The sequence below is a fragment of the Chryseomicrobium excrementi genome, from assembly GCF_002798305.1.
Lineage (GTDB): Bacteria > Bacillota > Bacilli > Bacillales_A > Planococcaceae > Chryseomicrobium > Chryseomicrobium excrementi.
The window spans coordinates 674,915-701,359 of record NZ_PCGR01000002.1; the positions used below are offsets into that span (position 1 = coordinate 674,915).

A 26,445-nucleotide genomic window follows, 5' to 3' on the forward strand; every position below is an offset into this window, starting at 1 on the left:
AATGAAGCATAAACTTCATATCGGATAATAAAGAAGGGTGGACTTCGGTTGATAAAGAATGAATGGGTTAGCAAAATCGAAGAACAGTTCGCGAGTCTCTCAAAGTCACAACAACGCGTTGCCAAAATCGTGCTAGACGATCCTCAGTACATCTCACTCCACTCCGCAACGGAAGTGGGGAAGCGTGCTGAGACGAGTGAGACGACGGTCATTCGATTTTGTTATGCCATAGGAATGTCAGGCTACACGGAGCTTCAAAATGCCATCATGTCTTCCTTAGTTGCAAGTCGCCCACTCAGCTCGCTCGGGGCTTATATGGCATCTAAAGAGCCATACATCGAAAAAGATCACGTGGCTGCAGAGATGATGTGGGAGTTCGGTCAACAAATTTCTGAGCTTGGCCAATCCGTAGATAAAGAACTCTTTGCACAAGCTTCACAAGCACTTCACAACGCCAAACAAATCATTTTGGTTGGTGAAGGAGCATCTTACATTGCCGCGCAGTGGTTCGGGTTTACTTTGTCGATGTTACGTCCGCAAGTTCGTGTGGCAACCAAAGACACCACTACCTTAATCCAACTCTACCAACAGGTCGAACCTGGAATGGTAGTCGTGTTGATTTCTTTACACCGCTATTACCAAGAGTCGTTAGAAGTCACACAACATCTGAAGTCTCTAGGAGCTCAAGTGCTGGCAATTACTGATTCCAAAGTTGCCCCTGCCACTAGATTTGCTGATTATTGTTTTACTTTGACCGGACAACAACAGTCGACCATCGACTTAATTCCAGGAATACTCGCTTTCTTGAACACACTAGCAGCAGGCATGATGAAGCAAGACATGCCGTATTATAAACAACAGAGAGAACAGTATGAGCAGATGCACCTGCAGTACTTACAAAAAAGATGGAGTTGAATGCCATGAAGGAATCCCTATCAACCGCAATGAAACGTCAATTTGATCATTTGCATGCGACACCAGAGGTCAGTTGGTCGGAAGTCGAAACGACAAACTATCTGGTACAACAATTAGAAGCGATGGGCCTCCAACCAAAACGTTTTCTGAATATGACAGGTCTTTACGTAGATATAGGTAAAGGAACGCCTCGAGTTGGCCTTCGAACCGATATCGATGCCCTGTGGCAAGAAGTAGACGGAGAGTTCCAGGCGAACCATTCTTGTGGCCACGATGGCCATATGACGATGGCACTTGGAGCGGCAAAAATTTTAGCAGAACGTCAATCAGGAGCTGTCCGAATTTTATTCCAGCCGGCTGAAGAAAAAGGCAACGGAGCCCTTGCTCTTCTTGATGCAGGCGTGATTGATTCGCTTGATTATTTGTTTGGAGTTCATGTTCGTTCCTTAGTCGAACTGCCAGAGGGTACACACAGTCCTGCCCTTCATCACGGGGCTGCCCGCATGATTCGAGGAACGATTACTGGAGTGGAAGCACACGGGGCTCGTCCAGAAGAAGGCATCAATGCTATAGAAGCGGCGACGGCTCTAGTCGATGCACTCAAACGCATCTGGATTCAACCTGGGAAATCGGGATCCATCAAAATGACGCAGATTCAAGCAGGTGGGACAGCCGTGAATATTATTCCGGGAACTGCCACGTTTTCACTGGATTGCCGAGCGCAGCAAAACGATACGATGGACAAACTGATGGAAGGCTTAGACCGTGCCATTAAATCCGTTGAGGAATTATACACTGTCAAAATCGACACGCATGTCGGGGCAGCCATTGTCGCAGCTCAAGTGGATCAAGATGCCGCAAGTTTACTAAAACAAGCCATCACAGAGATAGTGGGAGAAGAGCACTTTGGCGATGAAATCGTCTCTCCAGGCGGAGAGGATTTTCATTACTATAGCTTTCATAAGCCGAGCCTCAAAACGACGATGCTCGGATTAGGATGCGGTGTCACTCCTGGACTGCATCATCCACAGATGACATTCAATAGCTCGTATTTAGTAGAAGGAGCTCAAATCCTTGCACGAGCTGCAGAACTTGCAGTGCAGGAAGTGGAGGCGACTCAATGATTGAACTAAGAGAACTAAAACAACGAGATGAACTACTCGAAGTTCAACAATTGGAACAGCTTGTATGGGATATGGCACCGATTCCTCTCCACCAGACCATGACAGCTGTGAAGCATGGTGGCTTAATTATCGGAGCGTATTCTCAGCAGCAATTGGTCGGATTTAGTTACGGATTTGCCGGTTACACAGAAGGCGAAGCGTATCTATGCTCTCATATGCTCGGCATACATCCAGAGTTTCGTTCTCAAAAGATAGGCGAGCGTTTGAAAGAATACCAACGCAAGGTAGCACTCGAAAAAGGGTACCACCGAATCATTTGGACCTATGATCCTCTGGAATCTCGCAATGCTTACCTGAATCTCACGAAGCTTCGAGGCATCTGCTCTACTTATATTGAGAACTGTTACGGCGAGATGGAGGACGGTCTCAATAAAGGCCTTCCTTCCGATCGCTTTGAAATTCACTGGTATATTGATACACCACACATATCAACAGAACCTACACGAAATGAAAGGGACGCTGTTTCCTTAGGCTCGATTTCTTGGGAAGAGGACCATCCGATGTTTTATCCAACAGGTGAAGTGATGGACGCACCGGTCTATACCTTGCCGATTCCCAAAGATTTTCAATCTCTCAAACAACAGAACCCGGAACTTGCCTATGCTTGGCGCATTCAGACAAGAGCTGTGTTTCAAGAGCTGTTTGCGAAAGGGTACTGTGCAACGGAACTGGTTCAAGGGCAAGATGAAAATCGATATTTATTTGTAAAACAATCCATGCTGTCTTTAGGAGGAACCCCACTATGAAATTAGTTGAAGTTACATTGCGTCATCTACAGATGGAAATGAAGAGCCCGTTCTCGACAAGCTTCGGAACGTTTCAAATGAAAGATTTTATTCTTCTTGAAGCTAGAGACGAACAAGGGACAGTAGGCTACGGAGAATCCGTTGCGTTTTCTTCTCCTTGGTACAACGAAGAGACGTTTAAAACGAACTGGCATATGCTTGAAGATTTCTTGATTCCAATGTTATTAGGAAAGGAATTGCAGCATCCCGATGAAGTAAGCGATTTGTTTTCTGCTATTCGAAAAAACAATATGGCTAAGTCGACTATTGAAGGGGCTGTCTGGGACATTTATGCGCAGCAGACCAACCAGTCGCTCGCGCATGCGCTTGGCGGTACCAAAGATCAAATCGACGTAGGAATCAGTATCGGGATTCAAAACTCTGTTGAAGAACTGATTGAAGTTGTGCGTGGCTATGTAGAAGAAGGCTACAAGCGCATCAAAGTGAAAATCAAGCCAGGGTGGGACGTGGATGTGATGCGCCGGTTGCGAGAAGCATTTCCTAACGTTGCTATCATGGCAGATGCGAACTCGGCATACCGTCTAGAAGATGTAGAGCTTTTAAAGCAACTCGATGCATTTGATTTAACGATGATAGAACAACCTCTTGCTTCTGACGATATCATCGACCACGCAACGCTTCAAAAACAGCTATCGACACCGATTTGTCTGGATGAAAGTATCCATTCATTAGAAGATGCTCGTAAAGCAGTTGAGCTAGGTTCGACGAAGGTCATCAACATCAAAATTGGACGTGTAGGCGGACTTACAGAAGCAAAGAAAATTCATGACTACTGCATGGAGAAAGGCATTCCTGTGTGGTGCGGTGGGATGTTAGAGGCAGGGATTGGACGTGCGCATAACGTAGCACTTACAACGCTTCCTAACTTCATATTACCTGGGGACACAGCCGGTTCTTCTCGCTACTGGGAAAAAGACATCATCACGCCTGAAGTGACGGTCAATCACGGTGTGATCCATGTGCCGCAACAAGCAGGTATTGGGTATGCCATTGATCAAGAGGCAGTAGAGCGCTATACCGTGATGAAAAAAACTTACAACTAAGAGACACAGCGAGAGGGTGATTGGATGAAACGAAGTATTCAGATGGCCGGCGCATTCGTCGGGCTGATTGTTGGAGCAGGGTTTGCCTCCGGACAAGAGATTTTGCAGTATTTTACAAGCTTCGGTTATTGGGGAATTGCTGGAGGCGTCGTAGCGACAGCACTTTTTGCATTTTTAGGAATGACGTTGGCACAACTTGGTTCTCAGCTGAAGACGACCTCACATAAAGGGGTCATCTATCATATTGGGGGACGTTACATCGGTGCCATTCTAGACGTTTTGATTACGTTCTTCTTATTCGGAGTTGCAGTTGTCATGTTTGCGGGAGCAGGCTCTACATTCGAGCAGATGTTTGGTCTGGATGCTCGAATCGGTAGTATTCTCATGGTCGTCTTGACGATTTTGACATTGCTGTTGAATTTACAGAGCATTTTAAATTTGATTGCTTCAATAACACCTTATTTGTTGTTGGTCATTTTGATTATTCTTGGGTACTCACTCGCAACAATGGATTTATCTTTTGTACAAGCGCATGAGATTGCGACTCAGCAGCCTGCAGCAGCAGGCAATTGGTTCTTAGGAGCACTACTTTATGTATCGTATAACATTGCGTGCGGAGCTGCCTTGTTGATTGTCATGGGCGGAGCTGAAAAAGACCGTCGCATTGCTGGTATTGGTGGGGCCCTGGGTGGTTTGTTACTCGGATTGATGATTATTTTAGTAAATGTCACTCTGTTCGTGAAGGTGGATACGATTGCAGGCGTTGATCTTCCAACACTTGAACTGGCAACTCAAATCCACCCAATTATAGGAGTGTTAATGGCCATCGCACTTCTAGGGATGATTTACAACACGGCAGTTGGAATGTTTTATTCGTTTACAGTTCGTTTCGTGGCACCTGACCACAAATCATTCAAAATCGTAATTGTATGTGTTGGAATTGCTGGGTATATCGCGAGCCTAGTTGGATTCACGACACTTGTTGGAAAGGTCTATTCTACAGTCGGCTATTTAGGATTTGCTTTGATGGCAACGATTATTGTGGCTTGGTTTAAAGGAAGAAAAACGGTTCATTAAAAAAGTCCAGGGCACTTGCCCTGGGCTTTTTAATTGAGGAATTACTCGTATTTTGGAACGCCTACATGACTTGTCCACCGACTGGCATCTGTTTCTGTCATTGGATTGACGACAACTCGACCAGGTGTAAACGTCACTTCGGTCGGATAAAAAGAAGGAGTAGCTGACAACACTTGCTTCCCATCAGAAGTCAGCGTCATCACTGCGATGCCACCGTAGTTTGTGTTCTCAATGGTTTGCCCGCTAAAGAAATTTCCGAGCGAATAAAAAACATGTGTTTGCTGCTCTCCTGTTTCAAGGAGTTCGTATGGTTGTAGCACATGAGGGTGACCGCCAAACAAAATATCTGCGCCTGCTTGATGTGCAATTCTAGCAACATAACGCTGTTCTTCATTTGCATCGAGTTCGTACTCGGTTCCCCAGTGCATCAAAGCGATGGTGATATCGACTTGTTCTTCTAAGTCACGAATGTCTTTTTGAATCTTTGTCACATCAATCAAATTCACTAAATACGGTTGATCGTTTGGAACACGATGGCCATTCAGTCCATATGTGTAGGAGACGACACCTATTGTCACAGAGCCTAAAGAAAAGATTCGTGGTTGATCCGCGTCTTGCTGAGAGGTGTAGGCACCGACATAGGGAAGATTTCGCTCTTTTAGATTGGCCAGTGAAGCCTGGAGGCCAGCAGGCCGTTTGTCTAAAGTATGATTGTTCGATACCATGACGAGGTCGCTACCTAAATCCTTGATTCCATCGATGATGGTTTCCGTACTGTTGAAATTCGGGTATCCTGACAAACCAAATTCTTCACCTGCAGCTAAAGACTCCAAGTTCACGATAAGAAAGTCGAGTTCGTTTGTCATCTCACGAACGCCTTCGAAGGAGGGGCGGTAATCTGTATAATTGTTCAGCGTATCGTGTAAAAGGACATCGCCAGCCATGCCAATGGTAATCGTCTCAACAGGTAATTCAAACTTCTGAGCCGTGCGAGAAACGCCGTCAAAATTGGTAATGGAAGGTGGCGGCGGTTTTAGAAGAGTTTGTATCACACCATAAAGCTGCGTATAGCCCACGACAGTAACAACGAGAATTAAAACTGCCCACGACAGCCACGTAACCCATTTCATGCAACCCGCCCCTTTTTCTTGTTCTCTGTTACTTTTATCATAGACGGTTGGATGAAGGTTGTATAGCTACAACTAGCATCTCCTATCAGGTAGTTGACGCGAATCGCCCAAACCTTGACGAGAATTCCACTTGAGCAACTCCAATCCATCGCGTATTCTAAAAGAAGACCAAAAAAGGGAGAGATGGCCATGTTAAAAAAGTTTGCATCAGACGCATTAGGAATTTCAGACATCGGAAAAATCATTGACCCACAGGATTACGACAAAACGCAATCGGATGATTATGTGCGTCATGAAGACCAAGAAGAAATTTATTTCTTGATCAAGACGAAAATGGACGAATACTGCTTTACAAATCTAGCATTGATTCATGTAGATGGAGATAGCGCGGTTTCATCGAAACGGACGTTGAAGCGCTACAGCTACCACCGTCACCCGATTTCACATGTCATGTTAGAAACTGCTGGAACCGTAGACTTGGATGTGGAGATTAAGTTCCAGATGGGCAATGTTCCATTTGATATCGATGTGGATAAAAAGCAGCTCGAACGCTTGAAAGATCTTTACAAATCACTGCTCCATATTTCTGAAGAAGTGCACGAAAATGAAAAATACCTGAACATGTCTGCAAAGAGCATAGATGTTGCAGCTAGTGTGATGAACAACTCTCGTCCCTCTGAAAGTCGAATGGCAGAAGACTTTTCTCGTATCAACGAATACGCATTCGAGTGGATGAAAAAGAATCAAGAGACGTATGTGAGAAAAGATTTTGGAGACGTCTTCAAAAAATACATTTTAAACTAAGCACGAATTTGATATAGTGAGTAAGCAAATAAATCTGCTGAGGCAGGAGAGGTTCATAGCGGACACCCTCTATAAAAAACTATGGATTCATGTCATTATGCCATGTCCATTGCCGGACATGGCTTTTTGTATGCATTCGTATGTTTTCCTCTCTTGAACAGCAGACATTCAAGGAGGATTTTTTTATGTCAGGAAGAACATACGAACAAGGACTTGATGAACTGACGTTACTAGGGAATCAAGGCACGAAATACCCACAGGACTACGCACCGGAAGTATTGGAAGCTGTCGATAGCTTGCACTCGAACCGCGATTATTTTGTGAAATTTAATGCACCGGAATTTACAAGTCTGTGCCCGATCACAGGTCAGCCCGACTTTGCGACTATGTATATCTCGTACATACCGGATCAAAAAATTGTAGAGAGTAAATCTCTTAAACTCTATCTGTTCAGCTTTCGTAACCACGGAGATTTCCATGAGGACTGCGTCAACATTATCATGAATGATTTGATCAACCTATTGAATCCTCGTTACATCGAAGTATGGGGCAAGTTCACACCGCGTGGTGGTATCTCCATTGATCCATGGTGTAACTACGGGAAGCCTGGCACGAAATATGAAGAGATGGCGTTCCACCGTTTGATGAACCACGATTTATATCCTGAAAAAGTAGATAACCGCTAGGAGGAAGCCACATGTTACTTTATTTAAATGGTCTATTTGTCGGTCTTCTTATACTTGCAAACATTGTAGCGGTAAAACTTGTTTCAATCGGCGAATTTGCCATCTTGCCTGCGGCTGTGGTGATTTATATTTTCACGTATCCGATTATCGATGTCATCGTTGAAGTCTATGGGAAAGAACAAGCCAAACAAACAGTTCGAGCAGGTCTCATAACACAGGTCATTGCATTGATCTTTATTAGTATCACTGTCGCACTGCCGTCAGCCTCGTTTTGGCAAGGGCAGGCATCTTTTGAAACGATTCTTAATGGAAGCCTCCGGGTCATCGCAGCTAGCTTGATTTCGTATTTCATCAGTCAAAACCTTGATGTCTTTGTATTTGATCGTCTAAAGAAAAAACACGGTACAAAAAAATTATGGCTTCGTAACAATGTCTCTACTATGGCGAGTCAGTTAGTAGATACATCTATTTTCATCACCATTGCGTTTGCTGGAACGGTTCCAACTGCAGTACTCCTAGGCATGATTGCGACACAATATGTCGTGAAATTCTTTGCGACCATCGCTACAACTCCATTTGTTTACGGAGCGGTGTATGGAATTCGCAAACAGCAAAAAGAGCTTGTTGCTCAAACGGCATGATTTGGTAAGGTATGACAATTTGCCCTAGTATTTTACACGTGTCCTTTATATACTGTGAGTAGTGAGTGAAAAGGAGTGCGGATAATGAAAAAGACAACAGTTGCAGCTGCCGTTGCAGGATTGCTTTTAGCAGGTGGAGTTCCTCTTCAAGCTGAAGCAGCACAGCAGCCGGATACCGTCGTAGTGAAGATGAAGCAACAAAATACAGAGCGGTTGGAACAGAGCTTTACCGTACAATCAGCAACTGTTCAGCAGAATCAATCGGTTGTCACTGTAAAAGTTCCTGCAGGAAAGTCTGCAAAAGAAGTGGTTCAAGAGCTCGAAAAACGAAGTGACGTAGAGCTAGCAGAACCAAATTATCGCTACAAAAGATTGGTCACACCAACGGATCAGTATTTCTCGACACAATACCATCATGCGTTGATTGGGACGGCACAGGCCTGGGATATCACAATGGGATCACCAGATGTGCATGTCGCCATATTAGATGATGGATTTGACACAAAACATCCTGAATTAGTGGGCCGTTTCAAACTAGCAACGAATACCGCACCCCATTTCACTATCGAAGAACATGGAACTCATGTTGCTGGAATTGTTGGTGCAACTGCAAACAATGGATTGATGGGTGCAGGTGTAGCACCTAAAACCGGCATGTATTTGGTGGACGTGTTTAATGGAGATGATGCGTATCTTAGCGATATCGTTGCGGGAGTTGACTATGCAGTTGCTAACGACGCGGATATTATTTCGATGAGTCTAGGTGGTCCTTTTTACAGTGAAATCCTAGATGACGCTATACAAGATGCGCACGACAAAGGACTAGTAATTGTTGCAGCATCTGGGAATGAATCAACCTCGCTTACCAGCTATCCAGCTGGTTTTGATAACGTACTTTCTGTAGGGTCGACCAACCGTTCTGATGCTGTCTCTACATATTCTAACTGGGGCGAAACGCTTGATCTTGTGGCTCCAGGAGAAAGTGTTTATTCAACAACACCGAATAATGGATTCCTTCGGATGTCAGGTACGTCAATGGCCACACCTGTTGTAGCAGGAGTCGCAGCTCTCATCAAAGCGCAAAATCCGCATTTTACGAATACGGATATAGAAGCTCAATTACTTTCAACTACTAAAGATTTAGGTCCAATTGGTTGGGATTCTAAATCAGGACATGGTCGAGTAGATGCTTACGCAGCACTTACGAAATTTGACTTGGAGGCACCTACACTTTCGTCTGTTTCTTCTACACAAGGACAACTGACAGGAACTGTAGCAACAACGCTTCCGAAGTCCACGGTTGTGGTTCGCAATGGCTTTGGGCAAATCGCTAAAAAATCAGGCTTCACGGGTAATGGGTCGTTCACTTTAGAAATACCAAAACAGCCTGCTGGGACTGTGTTAACAGTTCAACTGGTTGATAGTTATGGCAATCATAGTCCGGTATCGACTATCACTGTAACGGCTTCAGCACAGATGGAAGTCTGGGTAGGACAATATATAACAAATTATTCAACTCGTCTTATCGGGTTTTCAACGCCTGGGAGCCAGATTGCGATTTACAAAGGAGCTACTCAACTAGCTAGCGGGGTAGCGGATGAGACAGGAAAATTTGACTTAGCACTAGTTCCACAACCCATTGGAACTACCCTGCGAATCGTAGCCGACAACAAAGAAACACTTCTGACTGCTGAAAAGTCAGTCACTGTGCAAAATGGCGCATATCCAGACCTGAGTGCATCGCACTGGGCACATGAAGCCGTTGCGTATTTACGAGACTATTCCATTATTGGAGGCTACCCGGACGGCACATTCAAACCTGATCGCTTAACGACGCGTGCGGAAGCTGCTCGCATGATTGCTCAAGCTTTGGAGCTTCCGTATCAAAAGGAGATGCCAACATTTAAAGATGTACCAAGCTCTCACTGGGCTTCCGACTATATTGCAGCTGCCACAGCTGCTGGAATCTTTAGTGGAAATCCGGACGGCACATTTGATCCGAACGGTCAATTGACTCGAGCTCAGATGGCGGTTGTTTTGGAAAAATCTTATGAATTGAAGTCTAATGGTTCTGTTCCTTTTTCAGATGTTCGAGATACGCACTGGGCATTTGCAGCCATTGGTTCTCTTTATGAGTCTGGAATTACAGCGGGGTACCCAGATGGCACATTTAAGCCTTCTAATCCAACAAAACGTTCCGAGTTCTCTCAGTTCTTGATGAAAGCGAAGAAATAACAATACTTTTAATCCAGCCAAATTTGGCTGGATTTTTTTAATATAATATTGCCAAAATAGTTTGAAAAATAGTATTCTTCTATTATTGACTGAAAGGTGGTGGGAAACATGTTCGACTTGTCTTTAGTTGGCCAGGACATTGTACATGAATTATCTGATCTGATGGAGCAACATGTCGTTGTAACCGATCGTTCTGGATTTGTTATAGCAAGCACCAATCCTTCACGTATAAATACGTTTCATGAAGGTGCTTCCATCGCCATGAAACAGAAAGAACAATTACATATTACGGAGCAACTGAGCGAAAAGTTGAAAGGTGTCCGACCAGGAATCGTGATGCCAATTTTAATTATGAATCAAGCTATTGGTGTCATTGGTATTACAGGGTTACCTGAAACTGTTGAGCGGTATGCAAAGCTTGTACGCAAAGTCGTTGAATTATTCGTTACCGACTTCTTGTCCAGGCAAGAGAAAGAGCGAACAACAAGAGAAATAGAATATTTTGTTGCGGATTACTTATCCGGCTCTGTTAAACATGACCAAGCCTTCCAACGAGCAAGAGTGCTTGGGTTTCCTTTAGAAATATTCCGGCAAGTAGCTATTGTACAATCAACAAAGTTCTTTGGCCAAGAAATGATGGACCGAATACTTAGTATGCAGACCATTCATCCAGATTTACATTTAGTCCGGAGCGGAATGGGGCAGCTGTTGCTGTTTTTACCTAAGGTGGACCGTGGTATTTTAGAAGAGGGACTGCTTCAGCTGCAGCAAAAATTGTCCAAACAGTTAGGGGAATTTCAACCTATCGGAGTTGGACGAATGGACATGTTACAACAGTCGTACCAGCAGGCTAAAACAGCTGTGAAAATTGCAGACCGTCAAGAGAGGCTAGTGTTTGAAGAAGATTTGAAGTTGGAGTTGTTGTACTATCAACTCCCTGAAGAAGGGATTCAGACCTTTTTAGATCGTACAATTGCCCCTATTGCTGAAGATCGAGAACTGATGGATACATTACAAGCCTACTTTGAAACAGTTGGCAGCTTGCAAGACATAGCAGATCGACTGTTTATTCATAAAAACACATTGAAATATAGACTAAGTAAAATTGAGAACCTCCTTGGCGTGCAACTATCAAATCGAACCCATGCGGCTGAAGTCTTTACAGCCTATCGCTTATATGTAAGAAAATAGGTAACTGATTCCCTAGATACTAGGAGAATCAGTTTTTTCTTTGTCCAAAAAGACAAAAAATCGACACAAATGAACTCTTTATGTTGGTAGAAGAGACATAGTATTCAGAAAATTCTTTCTGTAAACTCATTTGTAAGCGCTACCAGAAAGAGGTGAAAAGCCGGTGGAATGGTTACAGGAATTACAAGGTATTGTTGGTGAACCCAATGTAAAGACGTCCAGAGCGCAGCTAGCTGCCTACAGCTACGATGCAACTGCAGGTTTCCAATCTGCACCGGACGCAGTGGTGTCACCGGCTTCCACTGAAGAAATTGCAGAAATTATGAAGCTCTGTGGACGTTTTAAAAAGCCATTAGTTCCAAGGGGCTCAGGTACAAATTTGGCTGCGGGTACTGTCCCTACGCAGGGAGGAATCGTTTTACTGTTCAATAGAATGAATAAAATTCTAGAGCTGGATATGGCCAACTTATGTGTGACTGTGCAACCTGGTGTCATCACTGCAGATCTCGCCACATTCGTAGAAAGTAATGGACTTTTCTATCCTCCTGACCCAAGCAGCATGAAGATTTCTACAATCGGTGGAAATGTAAGTGAGAACTCTGGTGGTTTACGTGGATTAAAGTATGGTGTGACTAAAGATTACGTGATGGCGTTAACGGCAGTGCTCCCAAACGGTCAGACGATTCAAACGGGAGGGAAGCTTGCAAAAGACGTAGCAGGATATGATTTGAAATCGCTACTTGTTGGAGCTGAGGGAACTCTGGGCGTTGTTACAGAGATCACTTTGAAATTGATTCCTTTACCTAGAACACAAAAAACAGGTATAGCCTACTTTACTTCACTGGAAGCTGCAGGTGCAACCGTGTCAGAAATCATAGCAGCTAAAATCATTCCTGCAACTTTGGAGTTCATGGACAGAGGAACTATGGATGCTGTCGAGCAATTTATGAATTTGGGATTACCGGAAGATGCGGAGGCCATGTTGTTGATGGAACAAGATGGAGACGAAGATGCTGTCGAGCGAGATGTGAATCAAATGATTGCACTGGCTAGAGCGAATGGTGCAACGCTAACTGCAGTGGCTAGATCTACTGAAGAAGCACAGCGTTTAAAAGCAGGTAGACGAGCGGCATTATCGGCTCTCTCTAGAAAGAGACCTACAACCATTCTTGAAGATGCTACGGTGCCTCGTTCAGAGCTTGCCAAAATGGTGCGGGCCATTGAACAAATTGCAAAACGCAATCAAGTTGAGATTCATACATTTGGACACGCTGGTGATGGAAACTTACATCCTACCTGTCTCACGGATAGCCGAGACTTAGAAGAAATGGCACGAGTGGAGCAAGCCTTTGCTGAGATTTTTGAAGCAGCAATCGATTTAGGGGGGACCATCACAGGAGAGCACGGGGTAGGAGAAATGAAATCACCTTACTTGGAATGGAAGATTGGCCCTCAAGGTATCGAATTAATGAAAGTTTTGAAACAGGCAATTGACCCTGACAACATATGCAATCCGGGAAAACTCTTTGCTAAGTCTACAAAACCGAGAGTGGTGTTGCATTATGGCTAACCTTCTTGAAGAAAGAATGCAGCAAAGCTTTATCAATCATGTAGATGAGAACTTGTTAATGGATTGTATGCGCTGTGGATTTTGTTTACCTGCTTGTCCTACATACCTCATCACGGACCAAGATGAAGTTCATTCTCCTCGAGGTCGCATTGCACTTATGAAAGCAGTGAGGGATGGGGAGGTTAAATGGGATGGCTCTGTCGAGGAAGCCTTTGACGTGTGTCTAGGTTGTAGAGCATGTGAACCGGCCTGTCCTGCTGGTGTTCAGTACGGCACTTTATTAGAGGAGACACGCTACGCAGTTCAACAAGCAAAGCCCATTGGATTATCAGAGAAATTGACGAGAAAAGTAGCGTTTGATGGACTGTTTGCGAATCAACAAATCATGCAAGGTACAGTGAAATTGATTCAGTTTTACCAAACAACAGGCATCCAAAAAGTCGCTAGAAAAATAGGGTTTATGGAACTGTTTCCAAAAACTTTACGAGATATGGAGAAAGTGTTGCCGAAGATCACTTCTAAAAAACAGTCATCAAGTCCTTCAAATCCAAAAATCAAAGTCGCTTTCTTTACCGGCTGTTTGATGGATACCATGTTTCAACAGACGAACCAGCGGACAATCGAACTCCTTGAATCGTTGGGAGCAGAAGTCGTCGTTCCAAAAGGTCAAGCGTGTTGTGGGGCGTTGCACGGCCATAGTGGAGAAATCCCTAAAGCAAAGCGAAATGCTCTTCAAAACATAGAAGCTTTTCAGCATACAGACTATAGCTATATCGTTCAAAACGCTGGTGGATGTGGTGCTTTCTTGAGTGAATACGGGAAGCTTCTAGCTACAGATGAAGCCAAGCGATTTAGTGAAAAACTAATCGATATATCAAGTCTACTTGTCCAATTAGGTTTAACCGACAAGATGGCTAGACACCAAGTGCCAGTTGAAGGAATTGTTACGTATCAAGACTCTTGCCATTTGCGCAATGTAAACAAAGTGTGGCTTGAACCACGCGCCTTACTTCAAGCATCTCCTGGGTGGGAGTTTAAAGAGATGCCAAATGCTTCTGGTTGTTGTGGCTCTGCAGGAATTTATAACATCTTGCAACCAGAGATCGCCAGCCAACTACTTGAACAGAAAATGAAGGGAGTGAGGACTGTCAGACCGGCCCGGATTGTTACAACAAATCCCGGATGTCTTCTTCAAATGAAGGTAGGGATTGAACGGGAAGGGCTAACTGATGAGATGGAAGCGGTGCATATTGTTGACTTTGTGTATGAATCGATTTTTCAAACTACAAAAGGGGTGTAAGAAAATGAAAAAATCAAAACGTTCACTATTTACTGTAATGGGGTTATCCGCTGTGTTGTTGTTAGGAGCATGTGGCTCTGAAGGAGCTTCTAATGAAGCAAATGCTGATGGCAAAGAATACGATTTGAAAATGTCTGTAACCGTATCGGATTCTTCTACTTGGTATGAAGCTGCTCAGAAACTAAAAGAAGATCTAGCTGAAGAGTCTGATGGTCGAATCAACCTAGAAATCTTCGCAAATGAGCAGCTCTCAGGTGGCGATTCAGGAAAGGCTGTTGAGGGCCTATCAAAAGGAACTATTGATCTTACTTTTAACTCAACTATCATTTACTCCATTTTAGATGAGCGCTTTGGTGTCGCTTCAGCACCTTTCTTATTTTCTAACTTAGAAGAAGTGGATGGTGTGTTTAACGGCGAAGGTGGAGAAAAGCTGAAAGAAGTATTGGCTGAAAAAGGAGTCCATGCACTTGGATATGGTCAGAATGGATTCCGTCAATTGACAAACAGCGTGCGAGAAGTGAAGTCTCCTGATGATATCGAAGGTCTAAAACTTCGCATTCCTGGAATTCAGATGTATACAGACCTTTACAGAGAACTTGGCACAGATCCTGTCACAATGACCTTCTCAGAAGTATTTACAGCACTTCAACAAGGCACAATCGATGGACAAGAAAACCCAATCGACGTCATCTACTCTTCTAAATTAAATGAAGTGCAGGATTACATTACAATGTGGAACTACTCTTACGATCCATTAGTTTTAGGGATGAACAAAGAGCTTTATGAATCCATGAGTGACGAGGACAAAGAGTTGTTTGACCGTTTAGGAAAAGAAGCAGCGGAGTACCAAGTAGAGCTAGCTCGTGAAAAAGAAGCAGGCCAAATTGAGGAACTAAAAGCCGCAGGTATGCAGTTCTATGAGCCAACTGAAGAAGAATTAGCAGCATTTAAAGAACAAGTGCAGCCGCTGTATGACAAGTACACAGATATCTGGGGAGCGGATCTTTTAGAAGCTTTCCAACCGTGATCAGGAGGGGTTTCCGATGAAAGTGTTAGATAAATTAGAAGAAATAATTTTAGTGATTGCGCTGCTGACGATGACCGTCATCGCTTTTGCGAACATCATTTCGCGAAACTTTGCAGAAATCTCACTGTCTTTCACGGAAGAGCTGACGATTAACTTGTTCGTATTGTTAACATTTGTAGGAACAGCCGTAGGTGTGCGTAACTATGCACATCTCGGCTTTACCTTATTTTATGATTTGGGCGGAAAGTGGGTCAAACGCTCGATGATCGCTATTTCAACTTTAGCTGGCCTTGTCCTTTTTGGGGTGTTGTTTTGGTATGGAATTCAAACCATTCTGTTTCAAATGGATATTGGTCAAAAAACACCAGCTCTTGGATGGCCAACCTGGGTCATGACGATGTCTCTGCCAATTGGGGCTGCACTCTGTATCATCCGTACGATTCAAGTGGGATGGCAAGAATGGCAACTCAAACCAAGTGAGGAGGGTGAACTATGATTGCATTATTCTTATTCGGCGCATTTTTTGTACTGATATTTTTACGGGTCCCAATTGCACTTGCATTAGGAATTTCTTCGTTACTTGTGCTTGTGTCATCTAGCGGTCTATACGGTTTAGAAGCTGTTACCGATATCATGTACACCAGTGTGGCCAAGTTCACTCTTCTAGCTATCCCATTCTTTATTTTGGCAGGGGTCATCATGGATCATGTTGGAATTTCTAAGCGGTTGATTGATTTTGCTCAAGCAATGGTCGGGCATTTAAAAGGTGGCATTGTTCTAGTAACCGTTCTAGTGGCTGTATTTTTTGCAGCTATTTCAGGCTCAGGACCCGCAACCGTCGCAGCCATTGGAGGCATTTTAATTCCCGCCATGATGAAAAGTGGTTATAAGAAAGAGACTGCTGGAGCGTTAGTAGCAAGCTCTGGTGCAATTGGGATTATCATTCCTCCAAGTATTGCCTTTATCGTATTTGCAGTGGTAGCAGGAGATCAAATCCCTATAACGATTAATCGTCTGTTTTTAGCAGGAGTCATCCCAGGACTTCTCATGGGAGCCGCTTTCATCATTGCAGCTTTTTATGTTAGGTATCGTGAAGAGAAGAAAGGGATTTTTCATGCAGATGAACATACAACTGCTAAAGCTTCTGGTAAAGAAAGAATGGATGCTTTTTTAAAGGCACTACCTGGTTTATTTATTCCGATTATCATTTTAGGTGGAATTTACGGGGGCTTCTTCACACCTACGGAAGCTGCTGTTGTTGCAGTTGTTTATGGGCTGCTCGTAGGAGTGTTTGTCCTGCGAGGGAATCTATTTAAAAGCATGTATCGAATTTTTGTTGACGCATCTTTGCAGACCGCTGTAGTTATGATCATCGTGAGTGCGGCATCGGTGTTTGCTTACATCATTACAACCGAACAAATCGCTCGTGATTTGAGCGAAGTGATTTTAGGCTTATCTACTAATCCAATTGTGATTTTATTGCTAATCAATGTTTTACTACTGATTGCTGGTGCCTTCATTGATGCAATTTCCGCATACTACATATTTGTTCCGATCTTGCTTCCTATTATGTTGTTTTTGGAAGTGGATCCAACGGTATTTGGAGTCTTTATGACAGTGAATTTGGCTATAGGATTGTTTACCCCACCAGTAGGGCTCAATCTATATGTAGCCGCAGGAATTTCTGGAACAAATATTATTCAAATCTCAAAAGGCGTTGTACCATTTGTGGTCGCCTCCATTATCGTTTTACTACTGATTACGTATATTCCTGTAATTTCAACATTTTTACCCGATCTATTGAACGTTAAATAAGGAGGAATTCGGATGCGATTTTCTAAAGAAGTAGCCATTATAACAGGTGCAGCAAGTGGGATAGGTCAAGCAGTGGCAATCCAACTCGCAAGTGAAGGAGCGTACGTCGTACTTGTGGATTTGAACTCCTGTGAGAAAACAATTCAACAACTGAACGGCGCAGACTATCTAGAATGTCTTGGCGATATTCGAGACAAGGAATTTGTTCAAGCCACAGTAGCTCGTACAATTGAAAAATTCGGTGAAGTCCATATTCTAGTGAATAATGCAGGAACATGCAGTCGTTTAGATTTGGAAGACATGACATTAGATCAATGGGACCGAGATATGGATACCAATCTAAAAGCGACATTCTTATTCTCACAAGCCTGTGTGTATCCACATATGAAAGACGCAGGGTATGGACGCATAGTAAATATTAGTTCCATCTCTGGAATCAATGGTGGCGTTGTTTCTGGAGGAGAAAAGAATGGGCGGTCTGGTCCAGCTTATTCTGCCTCAAAAGGTGGAGTCATTGCATTGACTCGCTGGGTTGCTAAAGAGGTCGGGAAGTACGGGATTACGTGCAATTCGGTTGCACCGGGAGCTGTATTGACAGGAATTACAGCAGGAGTTGCTTACGATACATCCGCTCAAGTCATTGATCGAATGGGAGAACCAAACGATATTGCAGAAGCTGTTCTTTACTTTGCAAATCGTAAAGCAGGGTACGCTACCTCACAAGTTCTCAAAGTAGATGGAGGGTATAGCATTGGCTAACAAAAAAGTAGAAGCCGTTGCTGCTGAAAGTGCCATTCGAATTGTTGGTAGACTGACAAATGAGTGGGATTTGTTTGAGGGAATGCGTGAAGTGTGCAAAGAACATGGTATTGAATCTGCCCAGTTTCAATGTATAGGATCTTTGCAACATGCAACGTATGTTCAAGTGGAACGTGATGGGACGGAGGGGCGAATCCGCTATTCAAATAAGAAGCAGACCGCCTCACCAGTGGAATTACTATCCGCAACAGGGTTCATCGGAAAAGATGAGGAGGGTTCTCTAGACGTTCACATGCATGGAGTGTTTGTCGACTGTGATGGAGTCATCAGTGGAGGGCATTTTTTAGCGAATGAAAATCCGGTGGCTGTTACCATTGAGTACATCTTATATCCTTTAAGCAATGTTCAAATGGAACGAAAACGAGATGCCATTTGGGGCATGCCAGTATTCCATTTTTCACAAGGAGGCGAGTCAATTGGAAACGCTTAGTCAACTCGCATTAAAAGCGGCGCAAGCCTGTCCGGAGAAAATTGCTGTAAAAGATCAAGACCGTCACTTTACGTATCAGCAATTTGCGGACCGCACTCTTGCCTTATCTTCGTATTTCCATTCACAAGGAATCCAAAAAGGTGATCGAGTAGCAGTTCTGATGAAGAATCGAGCAGAGCATATTGAATTGGATATTGCACTTGCTCATTCCGGAATCATCAAAGTACCACTCAACTATAGACTCCATCCTAAAGAACTCCTGTATATGATTGACGATGCATCCGTATCTTTAGTAATAGGAGACCAAGATCTCTTAGATAGCGTAGAAGTCCAAGTACCAAAACTTGCAGTGGGGGCTTCTTATGAGGCTATTTTAGAGCACCATCAAGGACAAAAACATCTAGAGAAGGTAGAAGAAGATGATCTATTTGCAATCATGTATACGTCTGGGACAACAGGCAATCCAAAAGGAGTTATGCTGAGCCACCGCAACATGATTGCTGGAGCACTATCATTAGCTCAAGTTTGTAACGTAGATTACGACGATATTGTTGGGCATGTAGCGCCACTTACACATGGTAGTAACTTTTTAAGCCATGTATCCTGGTTATACGGATTGACTCAAGTAGTGTACGACAAATTTGAAGCAGCTCACTTTTTAGACAAGCTACAAGAAGATCAAGTAAGCATCATTTTCATGGTGCCGACGATGGTCAACCTGATGATTCAAGATGCAGCATTTGATGCTACAAAACTCTCTACATTAAAATCTATCAATATGGCGGGTTCTCCAATCGCAGCTGCTAAACTGCAATTCGCACTTGAAAAGGCAGGTACCATTTTTGTTGAGACATACGGGCAAGTTGAAGCACCTATGTGTATCACCATGATGCCACGTCACGAGCTTCCGAATCGTTTGGAATCCTGTGGACGAATTGGACCGTTTGTAGACGTGAAAATTATAGATGACGCTGGGGAAGAAGTTCCTCACGGAGAAGTCGGTGAAATTGTATGCAAAGGTTCTCTCGTAATGAAAGGCTACTGGAATAATGAGAAAGCCACTCAAGACACTCTTAAAGATGGATGGTTACATACGGGTGATCTTGCATGGCGTGATGGGCAAGGGTATGTCCATATCGTAGATCGTAAAAAAGATGTCATCATCTCAGGAGGAGTCAATATTTATCCTCGTGAAGTCGAAGAGGTCTTGAATCTCCATCCGGGTGTTAAGGAGACGTGTGTTATTGGGGTCGAAGATGAGAAATGGGGAGAGAATGTCATAGCCTATGTTGTACCTAATGGTATGCAAGAAGTGACAGAAGAGCATCTCCTTTCTCTATGTAAAGAACATCTAGCAAGTTTCAAAAAACCTAAAGAAGTCTACATTGTGACGGAATTACCTAAGAGTTCTTACGGGAAGATTTTGAAACGTGAATTGAAGACACAACACGTGGGAGTGTAAAGAATGACAAAAACCTATGTACATGGCGTAGGAATGACCAAATTTGGTACTCATGCCGACCGTACTTTAAAAAATCTTCTATTAGATGCATCTCGACAAGCGTTAGAAGACGCTGGTAGACCCAAAGTCGACGCAGTATTCGTAGGGAATTTCTTGGCAGGGAGCATGAGCAATCAAGAGATTTTAGGAGCTATCGTTGCCAATGATTTAGGGTTAGGTTACATCCCAACCGCTAAAGTAGAAGGAGCATGTGCTTCGGGTGGGATTGCCTTGAGACAAGGAATTTTAGGAATTATGAGTGGGGAATACGATACGGTGTTGGTTGCAGGCGTGGAAAAAATGAAGCATGCCCGTACACCAGATGTGACACAAGCCATCAATGCTGCAATGGATACAGATTCAAATGAAAAACATGCAGGTCTGACGTTCCCTGGATTTTTTGGAGTATTGGCTCACCGCTATTTTCACGAGACAGGCGCCACAAAAGAACATTTGGCCATGGTCGCTCTGAAAAACAGAGAGAATGCACTTCAGAATCCACTTGCGCAGTTCCAAAAACCAACAACTCTAGAGGAGATTATTGGAGCACGATTGATTACAGAACCACTTGGTCTTTTCGACTGTTCTCCTATGACGGATGGGGCAGCGGCAATCGTGTTGTCTCGAAAGCCTTCGCCGATTCATGTTCGATCTTCAGCTCTTGTATCAGGTCCGACACAAATGCAAGATGCTTTGGACTTACTCTCGATTCCTGCAATTGGGGAATCCGGAAGAAAAGCATATGAAAAAGCTGGGGTAGGACCAGAAGACATTGATGTCATTGAAATTCACGATTGTTTCTCTATGACAGAAATCATCGCTATAGAAGAGCTCGGATTCTTCCCCAAGGGAGAAGGCTTTAAAGCAATCGAAGAAGGCCATACAAAGGCTTCGGGTAAAAAGCCAGTAAATACTAGTGGTGGTTTACTCTCAAGGGGGCATCCTATCGGAGCGACAGGACTGTCTCAAATCTATCAGTTAGTGCACCAGTTGAAAGGTACTGCTGCTAACCAAGTGAATGGAGCGCGTATGGCGCTTGCTCAAAATCTAGGTGGAACCGGTTCTTATTCCGCAGTCCACATATTAGAGAGGGTGTAAGCGATGAAAGTCTATTCTTGTTGCGGTCATGAGACTGTAGTTAAAAGACATTATTGCCCAAGTTGCGGAAGCTCTGAAATCGAAGAGCGGGAAGTACCTAATGACGGAACGATTTATAGCTATACGCGAATCCATGTCCCACCTGTTGAGTTTGAACATATAGCTCCTTACTCAGTCGTGCTTGTACAACTAGAGGGCACTAAAGCTAAGGTCACTGGTCGTATGACAGAGGAAGTTACTATCGGAGATCGAGTCCAATTCGCTGGAATCGATAATGGGGCATATCTTTATAAGAAATAAAAGAAGACCTGTGCCGAGATTGCACAGGTCTTTTAGAGATGGAGGCACGGCATGCACCAAGTGAAAAGACTACTAGCTAGCTATTTACCATTTTGGATTGTTTTGATAGCTTGGAGTGCCTTTCAATTTCCTAATGTATATGGACTGATTCAAGGATTTGCTGGGGTTGGACTTGGGTTGATTTTTCTATTGATGGGAATGCAGCTTGCGGTCACAGAATTAAGAAAAACTATTAAGAGACCAAGGGCCGTTTTCATTGGAGTGGCATTAAAATGGGTGATTATGGTGAGCGTTTCGGTGGGGCTAGCTACTCTCTTTTTTCGAAACCAGCCGGAACTTGCCATGGGGATCATTGTCTCAGGAACGGTTCCGAGTGGAACATCAGCCAATCTATATGCCTTCATAGCAGGTGGTGACGTAGCACTCAGTATCACAATGGCAACTCTGGATACTGTGATTTCACCGGTCCTGACTCCGTTATTAACGGATTGGTTTGCCGGGAAATTGATTCCACTTGATCTTGTAGCATTATTTCAATCTATACTTCTTATTGTATTCATACCTCTCTTCAGTGGAATCTTCCTGCAATGGAAATGGTCTTCCCAAGTCGACCGAGTCAAACCTTATACACCGGTTATTTCTCAAGTGACTCTGCTGTTGATTGTGGCTTCCGTTGTATCGAGTGCCCAGCCATCACTCGTCGAACATGTAGCATTACTCCCTAAAATTGCAGGAGTTGTGTTTTTGCAAGTCAGTATACCGATGCTTTTAGGTTACGGATTAGCAAAAGTCTTAGGTGTGGGTGAAGCGGGGGCACGCTCCATCTTGTTTCAAGTAGGTATTTGCAACACAGCCTTAGCAGCCACTTTGGCAATGGCACATATCGGGGCACTTGCAGCGATTCCGGCAGTGATGAATATGATCATCAATCTGTCCCTCGGTGCTTTTGTATCCAATTATTTTTCATCGAGACCTAGCCATCCCAATTAACGGAAACATCCGCACCAGCTGCTGAGCTAGTGCGGATGTTTGTTTTAGGTTTTGTATATGGAGTCTATCACTGTCATAGTTAATTTGCTTGTTGCATCGTTCTAGCTAAAAACGCTGCGAAGTGAGCACGAGTAGCGAGAGTTGTTGGCTGGAATGTACCATCTTCATAACCAGAAGCTAGCTTGTTTTCGTAAATTTTCTGGATGTCTTCGTATGCCCAGTAGTTCTCGCTTACATCTTCGAATGGGAGTGCTTGATTCGTATGTTGTAACCCATACGCGCGACTTAGTACTGCCGCAACTTCCGCACGAGTGATTCCCGCTGCCGGTCTAAAGTTGCCATTTGCATTACCAACAAATAAACCCGCTTTAGTGGCTGTATAGATATAAGGCTTTGCCCAATGATCATCGGAGACATCTGGATAGGAAAGAGAACCTGTTTCAAGAGGTAGCTTCAAAGCTTTTACTAACATGATAGCTGCCTCTGTTCGTGTCGTTTTCTTATTTGGTTGGAAGCTGCCATCTTTAAAACCGGTAATAATATTTTGGTCAGACAGATAAACGATATCTTTGTAAGCCCAGTGCGTCTGTGGCGTATCGGTATAGATACCAGGTGGCACTGGGGGCTTCACAGGATAGAGACCTAGATATTCTTCTAAGGTCTTGCCGCTATTGTAGACAGCAGTGGCTGTAGTAACACCAAGATAGCGGTAGTGCCATGGTTCATACATGTACCCTGTAATGTGTTCTTTATTTTGTGGGTAGCGCAAGATAAACCCGTATTTATAAGCATTCTTTGCAAGCCAGCGAGTCGCAGCGGATTCTGCGTAGACATCGGATGCGCCACTTTGTGAAATATCAAATGCTAATCCTGTCTGATGTTCAGAATGACCTGGCTTTGCACTGAAACGATCCGCTTCTTTTTGACCATATTTTTTCACATAATTGTCGTACAGTTCCTTTTGTCGACTATAGGACCGGTATGTGCTAAAAGCGTACATTCCGATTCCATCGTTTTTAGCTGCTGCGGCCATTTGATTAAATGCGGAACGAGCCGTCTTATTCTCGCCAGGCGCGTAAGAGGAGGGGACGCTATATGTCTTATTAACTATTAGAATTCCATCAATATAAGTCAATCCTGAAGAGGCTGCATTAGATACTTCAGGATTCGCTGTTGCTGTTAGCAAACTGAATGCTAGTAGTAGTAACCACTTCTTCATATGATTTCTCCTTTGCTTCAAGAGCAGAAGCAGGTAAATAAACATCGAGAAAATAGACAGGTCGCTTCTTCGTCTCAAAAAAGATTTTTCCTAAGTATTCGCCGATAATACCGAGAGATAATAGTTGAACGCCACCTAGAAACAGGATGACGGCCATCATAGAAGGGTACCCTGCCACAGGGTCTCCGTACATTAGAGTACGGACAATGATGAAAATGATATAGAGAAAGGCTAAGAATGAAATCGCAATACCACTCCAAGATGCAAATCGTAGTGGAGCAATGGTGGCTGATGTGATTCCATCTAATGCTAAATTGACTAACTTCAAATAATTCCATTTCGTGTCTCCAGCGGCTCGTGCATCTCGGTCAAACAAAATTTCTTTCTTCCGAAAGCCGATCCAGCTGAACATGCCTTTTGTATACCGCTTCGATTCACGGATAGACTGAAGGGCAGTAATACATTTTCTATCTAATAAACGAAAATCGCCCGTATCTTTTTGCACGGGAACATCTGAAAGTTTCTCTAAAATGCGATAATAGCGCTCAGAAGACCATTTCTTGAAGAAAGATTCGCCTTCACGACTCTTTCGTTTTGCATAGACATCTTCGTACCCTTGTTCCCAGTACTCAATCATTTCAGGAATCAATTCCGGTGGGTCCTGTAAATCAGCATCTAAGATGACTACCGCATCCCCCTTTATGTAATCAAATCCTGCAAGCATAGCAGACTCTTTACCGAAATTACGTGATAGGTTCACTACAGAAACGAGAGGGTGAGCTGCATGGAATTCACACAGCAGTTGATACGTACGATCTGTGCTTCCGTCATTCACAAACAAATATTCAAATGCATAGTTGGGTAACTTAGAAGTCACTTCATCTAATCTTCGGATTAAGAGGGGGAGAACTTCTTCTTCATTGTATGCGGGGATTAACAGTGTAATTCGTTTCATTCAACTGACTCCTTTAAAGCTATTCCGGGCTAATTTGTATCTTTCTCTCTAAGTATACGTCAAATTACCGATGAAGGGGAAAAAGTATAGAGAATTTCCAATTTATTGCCTGAACACTACAAAGTTCGTGATATACTTGTGTGATGAAGTCAGAGAAAAAAGTACGGAATAGGTGGGTCATATAGAATGCCAGAAGAATTGTTTGGAAACTTGAAGCAAAAAATAACACCAGAGTGGAAAAAAGGATTTATCGCGACATGGATCATTGGGATTCTTACGCATCTGATCATTTTCACGCAGTACATTCCCAATCATGATGGACTCGTGAATACGTATGCCGATCAATTAAACTTCGGACTCGGTCGGTTCTTTTTAGGACCTGTCAGTTGGATTGGGTCCTACTTCGACTTATCTATGATCAATGGTTTACTGTCGATTTTTTATATGAGTCTCTTAGTCATCGTTTTAATAGAGTTACTTACCTTGAAAAAAACAGTTTCTATCTATTTACTTGCGGGAATCCTCGTTACGTTCCCCGTCATCACATCCACATTTGCCTATATGTTCACAGCAGATGCCTATATTTTCGGTTACTTCATGGTGGCACTTGCCTTGCTTGTCACACTGAAGTGGCGTTTTGGATTTCTACTAGGCTCGGTCTTTTTTTATGTGGCAGTGGGTATTTATCAAGCCAACTTACCGTTTGCAATGGCTCTTGCAACAGTGGTCACCATCCATCGATTGCTCGATCCTGAAAGATTACTCAAAGAGATTCTCGTCGATTTGGGTCGAATGATTGCAACCGTTGTTGGTGGGATGGGGCTCTATGCTGTTACGTTTTTCTTGTATCAACGCCTCTCAACGTCTATCCGAAATTACCAAGGTTTAAATGAAATCGGAGAACGCTCAGACAGTATTCGCCATTTGCTCACAGAGAGTAAAGATGATTTTCTAGATTTTTTTGTAGGTGGAATCGTGTCAGACGGAACCATTACCATGTTCCATAGTGCAAATGCCGTCGTTTTATTGTTACTTGTTGCATTTGTCGTCGCATTCGCATTGAAGCGTCCAGTATATAGAATGCTACTAGTAGCAGGTGGAATTGTTATCATTCCATTTTTCACTTATAGCTTATACTTTGTGTCACCAGGTGTTGTCTACCATGTGTTAATGATCATGGGACTCGTTACACTTTATATGACATTGATTGTTTTTTACGAATATGCAACAACTCAAAGAGTATTGGCATGGTTTTCTGTGTTAGCCTTGTCACTAACTATTTTTAACTCAGCAATTATTGCGAATATCTCCTATTTGCATCTGCAACTGCGTTTTGAGAAGACCACACAATTTGCAAATCGTGTGATTGCTCGAATCGAGAGTCAACCGGAGTATACACGAGATACAAAAGTAGCTATTGTTGGACGGTACGCTGTGAGAAGTAGTGTAGGGGCAGGACCTGTGAAAGAGCAACTTCCTGCCTTGACGGGGATTGTAGGCGAGCGCATCTTGATTGTGCCGTATCAGTTCAACTATTTCTTCGATACCGTTCTTGGTACACCGGTAAAGTATGCCAAGTCAGATGAAATAGAGGCTCTAAAAGAAACCGAGGAGTTTAAACAGATGCCGACTTGGCCACGAGAAGGTGCTGTAGACACTGTCAATGGAATTGTAGTTGTAAAGTTCCAAGAGAAATGAGGAAGGGGGGA

25 protein-coding genes are annotated in these 26,445 nt (G+C 43.5%); 22 read left to right on the forward strand and 3 right to left on the reverse strand.

Translation table 11 applies throughout. The annotated features are described in order from the left end of the window. Positions 1 to 48 precede the first annotated feature (48 nt). Genes CQS04_RS07935 through CQS04_RS07955 form a run of 5 tightly spaced genes read left to right on the forward strand, consistent with a single transcriptional unit; the run spans position 49 to position 5,025 of the window. Positions 49 to 915, forward strand: a complete 867-nt coding sequence (locus CQS04_RS07935; RefSeq protein WP_100353620.1) for a MurR/RpiR family transcriptional regulator — start codon at positions 49 to 51, stop codon at positions 913 to 915. Between the two features lie 29 nt (positions 916 to 944). After that, the gene (locus CQS04_RS07940; protein ID WP_245858776.1) at positions 945 to 2,039 is read left to right on the forward strand and encodes an amidohydrolase; all 1,095 of its coding nucleotides are present in this window, start codon (positions 945 to 947) and stop codon (positions 2,037 to 2,039) included. Further along, a complete protein-coding gene (locus CQS04_RS07945) occupies positions 2,036 to 2,845 on the forward strand; it encodes a GNAT family N-acetyltransferase (protein ID WP_100353622.1) in 810 nt (269 codons plus the stop codon). The genes CQS04_RS07940 and CQS04_RS07945 overlap by 4 nt, the downstream gene beginning before the upstream one ends. Beyond that, complete coding sequence (menC, locus tag CQS04_RS07950) at positions 2,842 to 3,948, forward strand: o-succinylbenzoate synthase (RefSeq protein WP_100353623.1); 1,107 nt, start codon at positions 2,842 to 2,844, stop codon at positions 3,946 to 3,948. The genes CQS04_RS07945 and menC overlap by 4 nt, the downstream gene beginning before the upstream one ends. A gap of 24 nt (positions 3,949 to 3,972) precedes the next feature. Continuing rightward, positions 3,973 to 5,025 carry a YkvI family membrane protein gene (locus CQS04_RS07955; protein WP_100353624.1) on the forward strand — a complete coding sequence of 351 codons (1,053 nt, stop codon included), beginning with the start codon at positions 3,973 to 3,975 and terminating at the stop codon, positions 5,023 to 5,025. 41 nt (positions 5,026 to 5,066) lie between these two features. On the opposite strand, the gene CQS04_RS07960 is transcribed toward CQS04_RS07955, so the two are convergent. Next, positions 5,067 to 6,155, reverse strand: coding sequence for a CapA family protein (locus CQS04_RS07960; protein ID WP_100353625.1), 1,089 nt, complete (start codon positions 6,153 to 6,155; stop codon positions 5,067 to 5,069). A 189-nt stretch (positions 6,156 to 6,344) separates the two neighbouring features. On the opposite strand from CQS04_RS07960, the gene CQS04_RS07965 reads away from it, so the two are divergent. The 16 genes from CQS04_RS07965 (at position 6,345) to CQS04_RS08040 (ending at position 22,562) form a co-directional block, all read left to right on the forward strand. Next, complete coding sequence (locus CQS04_RS07965) at positions 6,345 to 6,959, forward strand: PH domain-containing protein (RefSeq protein WP_100353626.1); 615 nt, start codon at positions 6,345 to 6,347, stop codon at positions 6,957 to 6,959. Between the two features lie 185 nt (positions 6,960 to 7,144). Further along, a complete protein-coding gene (gene queF / locus CQS04_RS07970; RefSeq protein WP_100353627.1) occupies positions 7,145 to 7,645 on the forward strand; it encodes a preQ(1) synthase in 501 nt (166 codons plus the stop codon). 11 nt (positions 7,646 to 7,656) lie between these two features. Continuing rightward, complete coding sequence (locus tag CQS04_RS07975; protein WP_100353628.1) at positions 7,657 to 8,286, forward strand: queuosine precursor transporter; 630 nt, start codon at positions 7,657 to 7,659, stop codon at positions 8,284 to 8,286. 84 nt (positions 8,287 to 8,370) lie between these two features. After that, positions 8,371 to 10,521, forward strand: a complete 2,151-nt coding sequence (locus CQS04_RS07980; RefSeq protein WP_100353629.1) for a S8 family peptidase — start codon at positions 8,371 to 8,373, stop codon at positions 10,519 to 10,521. A gap of 108 nt (positions 10,522 to 10,629) precedes the next feature. Continuing rightward, a complete protein-coding gene (locus CQS04_RS07985) occupies positions 10,630 to 11,712 on the forward strand; it encodes a CdaR family transcriptional regulator (RefSeq protein ID WP_100353630.1) in 1,083 nt (360 codons plus the stop codon). Between the two features lie 163 nt (positions 11,713 to 11,875). Next, a complete protein-coding gene (locus tag CQS04_RS07990; protein ID WP_100353631.1) occupies positions 11,876 to 13,282 on the forward strand; it encodes an FAD-binding oxidoreductase in 1,407 nt (468 codons plus the stop codon). Beyond that, a complete protein-coding gene (locus CQS04_RS07995) occupies positions 13,275 to 14,582 on the forward strand; it encodes a (Fe-S)-binding protein (RefSeq protein ID WP_100353632.1) in 1,308 nt (435 codons plus the stop codon). Before CQS04_RS07990 ends, CQS04_RS07995 begins: the two co-directional genes overlap by 8 nt. Before the next feature lie 4 nt (positions 14,583 to 14,586). Continuing rightward, entirely contained in the window at positions 14,587 to 15,609 is a 1,023-nt protein-coding gene (locus CQS04_RS08000) for a DctP family TRAP transporter solute-binding subunit (RefSeq protein ID WP_100353633.1), read from the forward strand. Positions 15,610 to 15,625: 16 nt separating this feature from the next. Then, entirely contained in the window at positions 15,626 to 16,105 is a 480-nt protein-coding gene (locus CQS04_RS08005; protein ID WP_100353634.1) for a TRAP transporter small permease, read from the forward strand. Then, the gene (locus CQS04_RS08010) at positions 16,102 to 17,424 is read left to right on the forward strand and encodes a TRAP transporter large permease (RefSeq protein WP_100353635.1); all 1,323 of its coding nucleotides are present in this window, start codon (positions 16,102 to 16,104) and stop codon (positions 17,422 to 17,424) included. The genes CQS04_RS08005 and CQS04_RS08010 overlap by 4 nt, the downstream gene beginning before the upstream one ends. Before the next feature lie 12 nt (positions 17,425 to 17,436). Further along, positions 17,437 to 18,183: an SDR family NAD(P)-dependent oxidoreductase gene (locus tag CQS04_RS08015; RefSeq protein WP_100353636.1), complete on the forward strand. Its 747-nt coding sequence runs from the start codon at positions 17,437 to 17,439 to the stop codon at positions 18,181 to 18,183. After that, positions 18,176 to 18,673, forward strand: a complete 498-nt coding sequence (locus CQS04_RS08020; RefSeq protein WP_245858777.1) for a PPC domain-containing DNA-binding protein — start codon at positions 18,176 to 18,178, stop codon at positions 18,671 to 18,673. Before CQS04_RS08015 ends, CQS04_RS08020 begins: the two co-directional genes overlap by 8 nt. Next, complete coding sequence (locus CQS04_RS08025; protein WP_100353638.1) at positions 18,660 to 20,135, forward strand: class I adenylate-forming enzyme family protein; 1,476 nt, start codon at positions 18,660 to 18,662, stop codon at positions 20,133 to 20,135. Before CQS04_RS08020 ends, CQS04_RS08025 begins: the two co-directional genes overlap by 14 nt. 3 nt (positions 20,136 to 20,138) lie before the next feature. After that, positions 20,139 to 21,272 (forward strand): thiolase C-terminal domain-containing protein, encoded by a 1,134-nt coding sequence (locus CQS04_RS08030; RefSeq protein ID WP_100353639.1) that lies wholly within the window; start codon positions 20,139 to 20,141, stop codon positions 21,270 to 21,272. 3 nt (positions 21,273 to 21,275) lie between these two features. Beyond that, positions 21,276 to 21,572, forward strand: a complete 297-nt coding sequence (locus tag CQS04_RS08035; protein WP_100353640.1) for a Zn-ribbon domain-containing OB-fold protein — start codon at positions 21,276 to 21,278, stop codon at positions 21,570 to 21,572. A gap of 51 nt (positions 21,573 to 21,623) precedes the next feature. Beyond that, a complete protein-coding gene (locus CQS04_RS08040) occupies positions 21,624 to 22,562 on the forward strand; it encodes a bile acid:sodium symporter family protein (protein ID WP_100353641.1) in 939 nt (312 codons plus the stop codon). A gap of 79 nt (positions 22,563 to 22,641) precedes the next feature. Here the strand turns inward: CQS04_RS08040 and CQS04_RS08045 are convergent, their stop codons facing one another. Both CQS04_RS08045 and CQS04_RS08050 read right to left on the reverse strand, forming a co-directional pair. Further along, a complete protein-coding gene (locus CQS04_RS08045; RefSeq protein WP_100353642.1) occupies positions 22,642 to 23,781 on the reverse strand; it encodes a D-alanyl-D-alanine carboxypeptidase family protein in 1,140 nt (379 codons plus the stop codon). After that, the gene (locus CQS04_RS08050) at positions 23,723 to 24,736 is read right to left on the reverse strand and encodes a glycosyltransferase family 2 protein (protein ID WP_100353643.1); all 1,014 of its coding nucleotides are present in this window, start codon (positions 24,734 to 24,736) and stop codon (positions 23,723 to 23,725) included. The genes CQS04_RS08045 and CQS04_RS08050 overlap by 59 nt, the downstream gene beginning before the upstream one ends. Before the next feature lie 186 nt (positions 24,737 to 24,922). On the opposite strand from CQS04_RS08050, the gene CQS04_RS08055 reads away from it, so the two are divergent. Beyond that, positions 24,923 to 26,434, forward strand: coding sequence for a glucosyltransferase domain-containing protein (locus CQS04_RS08055; protein ID WP_100353644.1), 1,512 nt, complete (start codon positions 24,923 to 24,925; stop codon positions 26,432 to 26,434). Positions 26,435 to 26,445: the final 11 nt, after the last annotated feature.